This window comes from Neobacillus massiliamazoniensis (assembly GCF_001048695.1).
Classification (GTDB): Bacteria; Bacillota; Bacilli; order Bacillales; family Cytobacillaceae; genus Neobacillus; species Neobacillus massiliamazoniensis.
In genome coordinates, this window is sequence record NZ_CVRB01000003.1 from 224,785 (window position 1) to 238,900 (window position 14,116).

11 protein-coding genes are annotated in these 14,116 nt (G+C 39.9%); 10 read left to right on the forward strand and 1 reads right to left on the reverse strand.

Annotated elements, in window-relative coordinates:
• The first annotated feature begins 269 nt into the window (after positions 1–269).
• Positions 270–707 (forward strand): VOC family protein, encoded by a 438-nt coding sequence (locus tag BN1082_RS13830; RefSeq protein ID WP_090635192.1) that lies wholly within the window; start codon positions 270–272, stop codon positions 705–707.
• Positions 708–1,217: 510 nt separating this feature from the next.
• Here the strand turns inward: BN1082_RS13830 and BN1082_RS13835 are convergent.
• On the reverse strand, positions 1,218–1,712 hold the full coding sequence (locus tag BN1082_RS13835; protein ID WP_245640430.1) for a J domain-containing protein: 495 nt from the start codon (positions 1,710–1,712) through the stop codon (positions 1,218–1,220).
• A 542-nt stretch (positions 1,713–2,254) separates the two neighbouring features.
• On the opposite strand from BN1082_RS13835, the gene BN1082_RS28890 reads away from it, so the two are divergent.
• From BN1082_RS28890 to hutH, 9 genes are all read left to right on the forward strand, one after another.
• Positions 2,255–2,554, forward strand: coding sequence for a hypothetical protein (locus BN1082_RS28890; protein WP_425412170.1), 300 nt, complete (start codon positions 2,255–2,257; stop codon positions 2,552–2,554).
• The gene (locus tag BN1082_RS13845) at positions 2,478–2,852 is read left to right on the forward strand and encodes a hypothetical protein (protein WP_141650865.1); all 375 of its coding nucleotides are present in this window, start codon (positions 2,478–2,480) and stop codon (positions 2,850–2,852) included. The genes BN1082_RS28890 and BN1082_RS13845 overlap by 77 nt, the downstream gene beginning before the upstream one ends.
• 325 nt (positions 2,853–3,177) lie before the next feature.
• Positions 3,178–3,432, forward strand: a complete 255-nt coding sequence (locus tag BN1082_RS13850; RefSeq protein ID WP_425412171.1) for a hypothetical protein — start codon at positions 3,178–3,180, stop codon at positions 3,430–3,432.
• Between the two features lie 187 nt (positions 3,433–3,619).
• Positions 3,620–5,569, forward strand: a complete 1,950-nt coding sequence (locus BN1082_RS13855) for a putative thiazole-containing bacteriocin maturation protein (RefSeq protein ID WP_090635196.1) — start codon at positions 3,620–3,622, stop codon at positions 5,567–5,569.
• On the forward strand, positions 5,569–7,509 hold the full coding sequence (locus BN1082_RS13860; protein ID WP_090635197.1) for a TOMM precursor leader peptide-binding protein: 1,941 nt from the start codon (positions 5,569–5,571) through the stop codon (positions 7,507–7,509). The genes BN1082_RS13855 and BN1082_RS13860 overlap by 1 nt, the downstream gene beginning before the upstream one ends.
• Positions 7,510–7,532: 23 nt before the next feature.
• On the forward strand, positions 7,533–9,110 hold the full coding sequence (locus BN1082_RS13865) for a SagB family peptide dehydrogenase (protein WP_090635198.1): 1,578 nt from the start codon (positions 7,533–7,535) through the stop codon (positions 9,108–9,110).
• A gap of 417 nt (positions 9,111–9,527) precedes the next feature.
• Positions 9,528–11,231 carry a peptide-N4-asparagine amidase gene (locus BN1082_RS13870; protein WP_090635199.1) on the forward strand — a complete coding sequence of 568 codons (1,704 nt, stop codon included), beginning with the start codon at positions 9,528–9,530 and terminating at the stop codon, positions 11,229–11,231.
• Between the two features lie 182 nt (positions 11,232–11,413).
• Positions 11,414–11,818, forward strand: coding sequence for a hypothetical protein (locus BN1082_RS13875; protein ID WP_090635200.1), 405 nt, complete (start codon positions 11,414–11,416; stop codon positions 11,816–11,818).
• A gap of 617 nt (positions 11,819–12,435) precedes the next feature.
• The gene (hutH, locus tag BN1082_RS13880; protein WP_090635201.1) at positions 12,436–13,968 is read left to right on the forward strand and encodes a histidine ammonia-lyase; all 1,533 of its coding nucleotides are present in this window, start codon (positions 12,436–12,438) and stop codon (positions 13,966–13,968) included.
• Positions 13,969–14,116: the final 148 nt, after the last annotated feature.

The window sequence follows — 14,116 nt, forward strand, 5'->3', positions numbered from 1 at the left end:
TTATAAACGTTGCAACTTTATTTTAAACATCGCATCTTTTTTACAAGCGTCCCGACTTTATTTTAAATCCACAATCTTTTTAATTGGTTCTCATTTTTGTTTATAAAAAGGAGCCTTATTCCATAAATGGGCATGAGAACAGAATAAGAAGTGCGTCCTTTCTTGCTTTAATACCAGATTTTTAAAGAATCAAAGGAATACTACAAAACACTAAATAGAATTTGAATACGGGGTATTGCAAAAAAACAGGATCACAGGAGATGTGGGATATGAAGATCAATAGAATAGATCATGTGGGTGTAATCGTAAATGATCTTTCAGCAGCTAAAGCGTTTTTTCTCGATTTTGGACTTGAAGTGCAAGGGGAAGGAGAAGTGGAAGGAGAATGGGTGGATCGGGTAGTTGGGCTTAATAACGTTAAAGGAAAATGTGTAGTATTGCAGCCGACAGACGGTCAGGCAAATATAGAGCTATTTAAATTTTATACGCCGTCAGATGAACAAGATATTCAGAAACCTTTTGCAAATACGCTGGGTATCCGACATATTGCATTTGCTGTTGAAGATATTGAAGCTGTTGTTGCCAAATTGAAAAAGAAGGGCACGGAAATCTTCAGTGAGATACAGCAATATGAAGATAGTTATAAGTTATGCTACGTTCGTGGACCAGAGGGAATTATTTTGGAGTTGGCTGAGGAAATCAAATAAATATTGAGGGGGACTTTGAATTGATTTTAATCTCCAACTTGGTATTCAAACTGGTTCTAACGTAAAAAAACAACTTTGTTGCATTGAACTTCAATCATATTGACGGTATCCATTTAAAAGACGTTGTAAAGTTAAGCAAACGGACGCGATTGTTGAGTAATTTTAGCAACTTTATATCAGTTCTATATTGGGCTTGAACAGGATTATTTTGCAGGTATTTTTTGACAGAATCCACTTCTCCCTGGGGAAAAGTGGATGTACTGCGCTTGTTTCCATTTATGCCCATCTGTTTGCCGATTTCGCAGCTTCGCTGGTACTGCCCCTAATTTATCTTCTTGTTATTAAAACTGGTAAGAAGTTTAAAAAAAGAGTAATTACAAATTTAAATCCTTTGTTCGTTGTGCAACGGGTGCTTAGTTGAATAAGAAACCCAGAAAAAGGACCTCCGAAGGGGTCCTATGTTTTTTTACAAATTATTTTTTAAAAGAGCCTTTGAAAAAATTTTATGGATTACTTAAGTTTCTTGTAATGTTCACTGAACACTTTAAAAAGCCTTTCATCTCCGCCGCGGTCGGGATGGAGGGCTTTGAGCAGTTTCTTAAATTCTTTTTTAAGATTATGACTGTTCGAGTCTTGATTCAATCCCAACAACTCACCGTAGTGAAAAGTACTAGGTTCGGTGACTTCAATCTGTGCGTTAAGTAATTTTTTTAAGGTGCGTACCTTTGATTGTTCAATATGTATACGTGTTTTTAAAAGCTCTATTTGCTCGGTAAGGTTGCGGTTTTCTTGAAATGACTGTTCTAATTGGGAAGTAAGGTGATCGAAATGCTTTTGTATTATAAATTCAATAAGATCCTTAACATTGATTGTGTATGTGGTTTCTCTTCTTTTGTTTATTTTGGCTATTATTTTGCCTTCCTCAATCCAATTCATTACTTCTTCAGTACTGGTGGCTATGCCAGCCGAGGTTAATTGTTCTGTAGCTTCTTTTATGTTCAGCATAAATTATCACTCTCTTTTTTAAAAAAACTTGGAATTTAAAGATGGTTCCCCAGCATTCTTTAATGCAGATAGTATTATCATATCATTGAATTTTTTCAGAAAAAGAACAGGAGTGTGACATTAAATTAAAGTCTTTTTAAAAGGTGACTACAGACTTAAAATCTGAAGTCTTATAAACAACGAAAAAAGTGTCTTGGAATCGTAGTTTTATTAGTATAAACAACTGATTAACATACGATGAAAGAAGAATCTTGAAAATAGGCATCAACCATAAGTTGTATTTTAACAACATTCTATAATACTTCAACGTGAAATAGGCTCTTTGTTTAGTAACAGGGACCTAAAAGCAATCATAATTTGTTGAAGAGAGTACAAATCGTATCTGATGTTTTCATTACACAAAACTGACAATTGACTTTCAACTCTCTATTCAAGTTTAACATGAGCAATTAAATACAATGAGGAGGAGAGAATACAGAATGCTACAAAATGATCTACAAGGGTTGGGAATCGACCCTTACCAAGTTGGTCAGTTAGTTCCTATGGATCCTCAGAGCCAGGATCCGCGCTTGATGGGTATGCGCTGTGGCGGTATCGGTGGTATCGGCGGTATGCGTTGCGGCGGTATCGGTATGCGTTGCGGTGGTATGTGTGGCGGTATGCGCTGCGGCGGTATGTGTGCAGGCCGTTGCGCAGGCTTTCGTTGTGGAGGTTTCCGCTGCGTTGGTTTTAGCTGTTTCGGCTGTTTCGGCTGTGGAGGCTGTGGTGGCTGTGGAGGCTGTGGTGGCTGCTATGACGGCTACTATAACTGCTATAACTGTGTCGAAGTTGTTGTTGTTTAAACATTGTTTTGACTTGTTGGAATTAAAGGTGAAATTTTATGAAAAGGAAGTGTCCCTGCAGGTTTTGCCGCAAGGGCACTTCTTGCATTATGGGGCTTTTATATTTATTGGAGATCTGGTAGCACAATTTACTGAAAGAAATACTTCCATTTTAAGAGATTTCATTGAGGAAGTTCCTTACCTAGTTACCGATGGATATAGTAAACTTAGCCATTCAAGCCCATTCATATGGGTTATTTTTATTTTTGACGTTATTTTGTATAGGGGAGGATTACTAGTTTTCATAGAAGAGATTTAGTATGAGAAGACTTATTGCCCCATATGTCACCTTTAGGTTGGGAACATCACCCATAAGTTGTATTTTAGTAACATTTTATATACTTCAACGTGAAATAGGCTCTTTGTTTAGTAACAGGGACCTAAAAGCAATCATAATTTGTTGAAGAGAGTACACATCGTATCTGATGTTTTCATTTACACAAAACTGGAAATTGACTTTGCAACTCTCTATTCAAGTTTAACCTGAATAATTAAATTCAATGAGGAGGAGAGAATACAGAATGCTTCAAAATGAGCTATATGGGTTGGGAATCGACCCTTACCAAGTTGGTGAGTTAGTCCCTATGGATCCTCAGAGCGAGGATCTTCGCATGATGGGTATGCGTTGTGGCGGTTGTGGCGGCTTTCGTTGCGGCGGTTGTGGTGGCTTTCGTTGCGGCGGTTGTGGCGGCTTTCGTTGCGGCGGTTGTGGCGGCTTTCGTTGCGGCGGCTGTGGTGGTTTTCGTTGTGGTGGTTTTGGCTGCTTTGGTTTTAGCTGTTTCGGTTTCGGTTTCGGTCTTAGCTGCTTCGGCTTCGGTAGCTGCTTCGGTTTTATTTAATTGTTTTGGCAGTTTTAGCCGTTTGGGTGCTGGTAATTTCCAAAAGAAAAAATTAATTTTATGAAACGAAAATGCCCTTGCGTGATCTATCGCAGGGGCACTTCATTACTGGTTATCATATTGGACAAAAAATCGTACATAAACTGATAGTGCATAATTAGTACGATTATGAATAAGGAGGAGCTGAATGACAAAACTGAACTCGTCCTCACGTCTGAAGGTCAAAAGGGATACATTTTTTCTTCCGGATCCAAATGGTGGTGTGTATTTTAGAAACAACTCAAGCTCATTCCGAATGGAAGGTAATACAATCTATCAGTGGATTGAAAAATTGATCCCAATGTTCAATGGGGAGCATACATTGGGAGAATTGACAACGGGATTAACTACTCCGTATCGGGACAGAGTGTACGAAATTGTAGAAACGTTGTACGAGAACCATTTTATTCGAGATATAAGCAAAGAGGCTCCACATCAATTAAATCGAATCGTTCTTGAAAAGTATGCTTCACAAATCGAATTTTTAGAGAATTTTATGGAATCTGGTGCGTACCATTTTCAAGAATACCGTCAGGCTAAAGTTCTGGCTGTGGGCTCTGGCCCCTTTATGGTTTCATTGGTTTCCGCGTTAATCGAATCAGGTCTACCCAATTTAAATGTCTTGGTCACAGATTCCATTCCTACCAATCGGCAGAGGTTAAATGAACTGATGCAAAATGCCCGAAAAACCGATCCCGAAGTCGAGATAAAGGAAGTACCCTTTCATAAAGACGCCGGGAGTAGTTTCTGGAGAGAAACAGTTCAGCCCTACGATTGGATTCTATATGTCTCGCAGGATGGCAATGTAAATGAGTTAAGGGATCTTAATCTGGTTTGCAAAGAAGAAAAGAAGGCATTTATGCCCGCCATCTATTTAGAACAGGTGGGGTTATCTGGTCCATTTGATCATCCGGATTCAGAGGGATGCTGGGAGTCGGCATGGCGCCGAATCCATCAATCTGCACTAGAAAAAGATCGGCCGCCTCATTCCTTCTCTTCAACAGCGGGATCTATTCTGGCGAATGTTTCCGTATTCGAATTTTTCAAAAAGGCTACAGGGATTGCAGATTCCAATGAGAGCCATCAAATTTACCTGCTTGATCTTGAAACCCTCGAAGGAGACTGGCTTTACTTCATCCCACATCCATTGATTACGTCAAAACGTACCCCGAGACAGGTGGAAGATTTTGATGTGGGGCTCAGACAGGAAACAGACAGAAATGAACCATCGAGTAACCTTCTCGCATATTTTAGTGGATTAACTTCAGAAGAAATCGGAATTTTCCATACCTGGGAAGAACGAGATTTAACCCAACTTCCACTTGCACAGTGCTATGTTCAAGCGGTTAACCCTTTGTCAGAGGGGCCGGTAGAGCTGCTTCCAGAAGCTGTCTGTGCGGGACTAACACATGAGGAAGCAAAAAGGGAGGCCGGGCTGACAGGGTTAGAAATGTATGTGTCACAAATGATAGATTCTCACGATTTAGGATTAAAGCATCAGAAAAATAAGGTGGGTGCAATTATACCAGAGGGTTTTATTGGTATCGGTGCAGGAGAAACAATCGCAGAGGCTGCTTGTAGAGGACTTCAAGTGTATCTAGATGAAGAACTGAAAAAAACACACCCAAATGCGGTTTATCGTTTTAAGCTGGGAGCCCTCGAAGATAAGCAATGCAGATTTTATTTTAATGCCCTGACTACCTTGAATGGTGCGCCGACAATTGGTTTAAAAGAGGATGTACTAGGCTTCCCTGTAGTATGGGTAAGGTCGAATAGCCGTTGGTACACCAGGGCAGGTTTAAATACAACATTGGCATTACGAAATGCATTGCAACAAGCGCTTTTGGATGCTCAAAACCAGGTGAATACCGCAGTAAGGCAAGAGCAGGAGTCAACGGTTTTTCTGGAAAAAAATGAAGCCAAACTCGATATCCCATCTTGTGATGAAATAACGTCTCAGGAGCTATTACAATCGTCCATTCAGGTATTGAACCGGAACCATATACGGCTAGTAGTCTATGACCTTGCATTCGAGCCTTTTTTAAAACAAGAGCTGGCAGGGGTGTTTGGTGTTCAGGTACAAGAGGGGGGATCCTAATGGCTGCTCATATATTAATAGATGGTGAGGGTTTATTAGCGGATTATGTCTATGATCAATTGTCCCCCAACTATCTTGTAAGGCGCCAAAGCATTCTTGAAGAGGTACCCGAAAATACGCAATTAGCTCTTGTCCTTCACGATACGTGGAATCCATTCATTCATCAAAAAGCGGAAGAGAGGTTCAGGGCTTTAGGTATTCCGTGGCTTCGAGGTTTCGTTTCGTTTGGTGAGGGAATCATTGGTCCATTGGTACGCCCTGATATACCGGGATGTTCTAACTGTGCTGACATCAGGCTTATGTTAGCTGGACCTGATCGCCAAGAAATGTGGGGGCTTCGTGTGAAAACGGCTGCAGGAGAACGATTACTGCGTGATGCATGGGCATCACGAACGGGACTATCGCAAATGGCAATCTTGATCAGTAACGAAGTGCAGAGGGTTCTTCAAGGAGAAAGCAGCTGTTTAGAAGAACGGGTGTTCATTACGAATCTGAGAACGTTAACAATCTCTAGCCACTTTTTCTTGCCAGATCCGTTGTGCCCTATGTGTAGTCCATTACCTAAAGACACATCTGAATTAGCGCAAATTAGGTTAGAATCTAGTCCTAAATTGAATCCTACTGGTTACCGCTGTCGTTCGATGGATGAATTAAAAAACGTGCTAGTCAAAGATTATCTTGATTATCGTACTGGGGTCATGAATGGGAAAATGCAGGATTTCAGGCTGCCGTTTGCTGATGTTTTAGTGAACATGCCGTTGTTTGATGGGGACGAGGGAGTAGCAGGGAGGACAAATTCTTATGAAATGAGTGAGCTAACTGCCATTTTGGAAGGTTTGGAAAGATATTGTGGGATCGAACCTCGCGGAAAAAAGAGGGTAGTTCGTGACAGTTATCACAATTTGGCGGATAAAGCACTAAATCCTGCAAAGGTAGGTTTACATGAGAAGGAACAATATGCAAAACTCGATTTTCCGTTTAAACCCTTTCATCCTGATAAACCAATGAATTGGGTCTGGGGATATTCATTTTTACAAGAACGTCCTATTCTGGTTCCAGAGTTACTTTCCTATTACAGTTTGGGTAATGGAGAAGGCTTTGTTTATGAAACCTCCAACGGCTGTGCGTTAGGGGGAAGTTTAGAGGAGGCCATTTTCCATGCGATTATGGAGGTTGTCGAGAGAGATTCATTCTTATTAACTTGGTATGCAAAGCTTCCCCTTCCTCGTCTTGACCTTAGTTCTGCTAACGATAAAGAATTACAGATGATGGTCAGCCGTATACGTGAGGTGGTTGGTTATGACCTGCATTTTTACAATTCGATGATGGAACATGAGATTCCAAGCGTTTGGGCAGTGGCAAAAAACAGAAGATCCAAGGGTACTAACCTCATTTGTGCAGCGGCAGCGAATCTAGATCCTATAAAGGCAGTGAAAAGTGCGATTTTCGAGCTTGCAGGAATGATGATTAGGCATGACGAAATATTGGAGAAAAATCGACAGAAATATGAAGAGATGTTACAGGATCCGTTTGCAGTACGTACCATGGTTGACCATGGCATGCTCTATGGACTAAGAGAAGCAGAGGAACGTCTTAATTTTTTAATGGATGAAAATCGTCCTTTACGAACGTTTGAACAGGAATTTAAATGCCCACCGGTGAATACCGATTTGAAGGATGATCTTCAGGATATTCTTGATAGGTTCCGCCGGTTAGACCTGGAGGTTATTGTGGTTGACCAAACGTCACCGATAACCAAACGAAACGGCTTATTCTGTGTAAAGGTATTGATTCCTGGAATGTTACCAATGACATTTGGGCATCATCTTACCCGTATAAAAGGACTTGATCGTGTACTCAACGTACCAGTGAAACTTGGGTTTTATAAGCAGCCATTAACATATGAACAACTTAATCCCTATCCCCATCCTTTTCCATAACTGAAGTGTAGGAGGGTACCAGGTTGGAACTAGATACATTTCTTTACAATCTGCATTTTGACACAGATAAAATCGGTCCGCCGGATTGGCAACCGGATTGGGAAGACGCACCACTTCCCTATAAACTCTACCGTGGCTTACCAGAAATTCCATTAACCGCAGATGTACCGTTAACTCTCAAGGAGCGAGAAGCTGATGCAATACCCAACCTGGAGGAGTTGGGTCATTACTTATGGTATGTGTACGGACTAACTAGATACGCTCAATCTCCTTTCATTGAGGGCACCGATGAAAAAGCTGAAGTGAGCTACGCCCAGTTGTTACGAAGATTTGTTCCTTCTGGAGGGGCGTTATATCCAAATGAATTATATGTGTATGTAAAGTTGGAGGACGTACCAAAGGGAATTTACCACTACGATGTTGCACACCATCGCCTTTTATTGCTGCGAGAAGGAAATTACGATTCCTACTTATCCAGAAGTCTTGGAAATCGTTATAATCTTTCAGACTGTTTTTGCGTTGTTTTTGTATCGACTGTTTTTTGGAAAAATTTTTATAAATACAATAATTTTTCCTACAGGCTACAAGGGTTAGATGCAGGTGTGCTAATTGGGCAATCGTTGGAAGTGGCCAATCGGATAGGGTTCTCATCACGGGTATGTTACCAATTTCTTGATCGTTCTATCAATCATTTGCTTGCGCTAGACCAACAGGACGAAAGTGTATATGCTGTGATCCCATTATCTATTTATCCAACTATTTCTAATGTTGACCAATTTAAAGAAAATATTTCTGCAACGGAATTGTCCCGTGAGGTTCCATTCCTCAAGCATGAAACATATAACCGTTCAAAAAGAGTCATTGATTACCCGGTGCTGAAAGAGATGAATGAAGCCTCGATGTTGGAAACAACACAAGCATTTGTGAACATAAAAAAAGATGAGTGTCTTAACAATTCCTTAGGTACGGAGTTGATCATGTTGCCATTTACGGAGGCAATTTCGTACGATCTATCATCCGTTTGCAGGGAGCGGCACTCTCCTGATATTGATTTTATGATGGGGAAAGTCAGTCTAACAAAAATATCCACTTTGTTAAAAGAGACTTTTTCATTATCGTATCAAAAAGACCTTGACAACTTACATGGGAATGCTGAGACTGGTTTAAATTTGTATGGCAGTTTTTATAACGTGGAGGGTGTTCAAGATGGTGCTTACGCCTATGACAAAAGCGCTCATGCACTTCGGAGAATATCTAATGGGGATTTCCGGGAGTATATGCAATATAGTTTAACAATGCCCAATCTAAATCTGTTTCAGGTTCCGCTCTGCCTGCATGTTGTTGGAGACAAGGACCACCTCAAAAAGGAACTGGGCTATAGAGGATACCGAATTCAACAGATGGAAGCGGGTATACTCGTGCAAAGGCTGCTCTTGATAGCTTGTGCCCTAGAGATGGGGGGGCACCCACTATTAGGATTCGACTCGAACCAAAGTGATGAACTTTACAGAGTCAATTCGAAAGAAAAAACATGCCTGATACTAATCCCTGTCGGTCCATACCGTCCCCGCGCCTGGTTAAAAGGAAATTTGAATAGCTAAAGATAGACAAGAGTAAAGAAGCATTTTGGAATTGATGGAAGTGAATTTGGAGAGACTTCAAGGATTGGACTGGTGAAAAAAGAGAATGATCCATTTCCTGGTAACGAGTTCTCTTTAAGGGTGAAAAACGGCAAATCGCAAAGCAAATAGGGTACGAAATCGCATAGATTTTCTACCCTATTTTTTATTGTTAAAGTGTTAGTTATATTTACTAGTTTCTTTGACATTTTAAAAAATACTATCCAGCGGTCATAGTTTAATATTAAAAAGGATGCCCCTCTTTAACTATTTAAAGGGGGCATTCGTTTGTTTTAGGGGTTACTTATGAATCATTAGAAAATGAGTCAAAAGTCGGAAGGTGGTTTTTTTTATTAGGTAGAATTTTCATAACATTCAAATAAATAAGGGGGTTTTTTTATGAAGAAAAAAGGACTGAAGCTGGCATGTACAGGCTTAGCGCTTGTCTTGTTGACGTTGGGAAGCACCCAATCCATCTTCGCTGACAAGCAGGCCGCACAGAAGAAACCGGTTGTTGGAACATTAACTGTTGCAAATAAGGAGCAATTCAACAAAACGGATAATCCCATTTCAATTGGTGTTCCCCTTTCTATTCCTTCAACAACACCAACCATTGTAAAAGTGCTGGATAAGCAGAAATTCGGAAATGCGGTGCCATCGGTAAAAAGTGAGGTCGATCTGCCGTCCGGAAAATGGGGGAAAGTATTGTTAACTATTACAGGGGCTCAGCAAGGAAGACAATATGACCGCCTTTTCCAAATTTGGGCCGGCAGCTCCCAACTATTTGTAGGGGTTACACCTGAACCGACAAAAGACGGAATTGAATGGAAGATTCAAAAGGATGTTACGGAATATCTCCCCATCCTCCAAGGGAAACAAGTGCTGACAACAAAGCTTGAAAACTATGTAAATAGCACTTATACAGGTGTACCGGAGATGTCCGTGCAGCTTGAATTTTACCCCGAGGAAAAGGGCAACAAGGAAAAAGATGATGATCCTTTAAAAATCAAAACACCTGAAAAAATTGTCTCTATCACCAAGGATGCGTCCCCTTTTTATTTGTATGATAAAAATCCATCCATGGATGTTCCGCTTGATTTACCGAACGACTTGATTGGAGCATATCTAGACCTTTATGTGGTTCCACAAAATGATGATGAATTTTGGTGGTCATTGCAGCCGGCATTCCGTGAGATAGAGGTTTATGTTGACGGGCAGCCCGCCGGGGCAATATGGCCGGATCCTACCTTATTTACGGGCGGTGTGAATCCATATTTATGGCGTCCGATACAGGGTATTAATACGCTGGACATGCCGTCTTACCGCGTTAATTTAACGCCATTTGCAGGACTATTAGGGGGCAAACATACATTAAGTCTGAAAGTCGGTCAGCATATTAATTATTGGCTCTTGAGCGGTTCCTTATTTTTATACGAAAATGACGGGAAACCAACAACAGGGAAAATTGTAAAAAATACTTTATCATTCCCAACCAATTCCGATAAAACGAAAGATGATTTGTTTGGAAATGACAATAATTTGTTCGGAGAAAATGCTAACCAAAGCTATGAAATCGAGGGGACTATTGAGTCCAAAGGGGAAAGTTATACTTCTCGCATCCAAATGAACCGGAATCTGACCAGTGATCAAACGAATTATAATGAAGGCGGCGTTCAGCTCGTTCATAATGCACAGGTTGTTACTTCAGATGAATCGTTTTCGAAGCGGGGCCAAAGGGCAGCAACTAAGCATACTGAAACGGTTTATACCCTTGATTGCGGTTCAGGCTATATGACTCCAACTAATGGAACATCAGGATTCTTGCTGCCGTCAAATTTAATTCAATCCTTGCATGTTTACAATGTGCTTGATGGTCCTGCCATGAAGGCACCTTATGAAAGCACACTGTATTTAAATACACAAGGTTATGCCACTCTCAATCGCGCAAGTAAAGATACAGCGCAAGGTGCCACAACCGCAACGGTTGATTTTAAAGATTCAATGGAACACTCTTATCATCAAGTGTTAATGTCCCATGGAGGGCAAGTGACTTACAATTTAGAGCTTGGGTCATTAGCTAAAAAGGGGAAAGGAAATAAATAGTCGTTTTTAATGGCCCATCCTAAACAGGAAGGGCCCTTATTTTTTTGCCTTCCTTTTCAGTATCTATGATAACTTACACGTCGGCCCGCTACGACCAAAATTACATTGATAAGAGTTCTAAACAAGCTCAAAAACGAATAAATTTTTTGAGACATCAATGTACATCAAGGAGGGATTTATTTATGTCAATAGAATCTCAATTTGTTGAGGCGTTAAGTGGTTTACTATATGCCTCTGCTACAGCTGGGATTGCTGTGATCACACCAAAAATAAAGGACTTTGTGAAAGCACATACCAAGGAAAAAACGGCAACTGTAGCCTTTAATGCTTTAGATGGTTTAGCCAAAATTGCGCAGTCGGTTGTAACTGATTTTAATCAACGAATTGTGGCCGATGCTAAAGCAAATAAGGCAATGCATGCTTGGACACCAGAATTAGCTAAACAAATAAAAAAGGATGCTGTGGCAGCTGTTCTATCTCAGGGATCCTGCTTTATTAAGCTCTTCGATAAAACGTCAGAAGAAATTAAACCGTTAATTTCAGTATTAATAGAACAAGCTGTTTCTAAAAGTAAGATTCTAACTTAAAAGAATTTAATGTATGAATTCTGAATTTGAAGATGAGATTGACGAGGAAAAATAAACAAAAATTTCCAATACTAGCTAATAAAAAACTTATTAGTTATTCAATTAAAGTGCGCTTTTCTGGAGTAAGATAATTATTTATGGGCTGATCGGTTTTTACCGATCAGTCTATTTTTTTCTCATAGGGTACACCCTATTGAGAGGACTGGAACTTATTAAAATTTAAAGGCTCTGAAATATCTTGAATACATTATCAAAACTGTTTAAATGGTACTTACTTCCAGAGCGGCCCTTCATTTCTCGAATCGTTTCCTTACCCCATAACAAGATTTTGTTATAAATTGTGCAACATTCCCAAAACAGCATTTTGTTTACTATTATGGTAAACATTATAATGTAAAAATTCAGAAAATTAAATTGACAGATGGTGTAGCATCACATAGAATAATGATGATAGAAATTTCAAAAAAGTAAGATAGGAGCTGATTAATCATGAGGCATCGAAAAAAAATAGTTCAATATTCAGAAATGACTATAAAAGAGGCTGGACTCCAATTCTAATCAGAATCGGAATCCAGCCTCTTTCTTTATTTTACTAAAGCATTAGAGGAGTGAGATAGATGTTAACATTAACAGGTCAAAGTTTAACTTTAGAACAAATGAAGGAAGTTTTATACGATAATCAGAAGGTAAGAGCTTCAGAAAACAGTTTTGAGGCTGCCAGAAAGAGTAGGGAAGCCGTAGAAAGAATTGTTTCAGAATCAAAAGTCGTTTATGGAATTACAACGGGTTTTGGTAAGTTTAGTGATGTCCTTATTAATAAAGATCATGTTCAAGAACTTCAGCTTAATTTAATTCGTTCACATGCATGTGGAGTGGGTGAACCATTTCCTGAAGTTGTCGCAAAAGCAATGGTTCTCCTTCGCGCTAACGCACTTTTAAAGGGCTATTCTGGAATTAGACCGCTTGTTATTGAAAGGTTATTAGATTTAGTAAACAAGGATATTACCCCAGTGATTCCACAACAAGGTTCTCTTGGGGCAAGTGGAGACTTGGCACCGCTTTCACATTTGGCATTAGTGTTAATCGGAGAAGGAGAAGTATTCTATAAGGGAAATCGAGTGAGCTCACTTGAAGCATTTCAAAAAGAAGGAATCTTTCCAGTTACGCTTCAGGCAAAGGAAGGACTTGCTCTCATTAATGGAACTCAAGCAATGACAGCAATGGGAGTGGTAAGCTATTTGGAGGCAGAACAACTTGCGTACCAAAGTGAGTTAATTTCCTCTATGACCATTGAAGGGCTAAATGGAATTATTGATGCCTTTGCTGAAGAAGTTCATATTGCACGAGGATACAAACAGCAAATAGATACAGCAGCGCGAATCCGCGGTTACTTAAGCGATAGTCTATTAACGACGATGCAGGGAGAATTAAGAGTACAAGATGCTTATTCACTCCGATGCATCCCGCAAGTTCATGGTGCCACATGGCAAGCACTCGATTATGTAAAAGAAAAATTAGAAATCGAGATGAATGCTGCAACGGATAATCCATTAATTTTTGATGATGGGGAGAAAGTAATCTCTGGGGGCAACTTCCATGGCCAGCCAATTGCTTTTGCAATGGACTTTATGAAAATTGCAGTTGCGGAAATGGCCAATATATCAGAAAGAAGGATTGAACGATTAATCAATCCACAGTTAAATGATTTACCGCCATTTTTAAGCCCTGAGCAAGGCTTGCAATCAGGGGCTATGATCATGCAATATGTAGCTGCATCTCTTGTATCAGAAAACAAAACTTTGGCACACCCGGCAAGTGTAGATTCTATTCCATCCTCAGCAAACCAAGAAGATCATGTGAGTATGGGAACGATCGGTTCAAGACACGCACATCAAATTATTCAAAATACGAGAAGAGTTCTGGCCATTGAGATGATTTGTGCGATGCAGGCGGTTGAATACCGTGGAGTGGGAAAAATGGCAAGTACAACAAAGCGGTTTTATGATATAGGAAGATTAGTTGTTCCTTCCATTATAAAGGACCGGATTTTTTCTAAAGATATTGAAAATGCTGCTGAATGTTTGAAAACTATGGATTTGATAAAATTACTTCCGCAATTAAACGATGTAAAATCTACTAACCAATTGTAATAGAAATCATGGAATTGAAAGAAGTTTTATCTGAAATTCTCCGTTAATGATTGGTTTTGGTATCCTCAGAACAATTCTTGACGGGGAAGCTGTTCATATTGATCGAGCATACAAAGAGCCCTATTGTTGCTTTCTTGCTTATGATGAT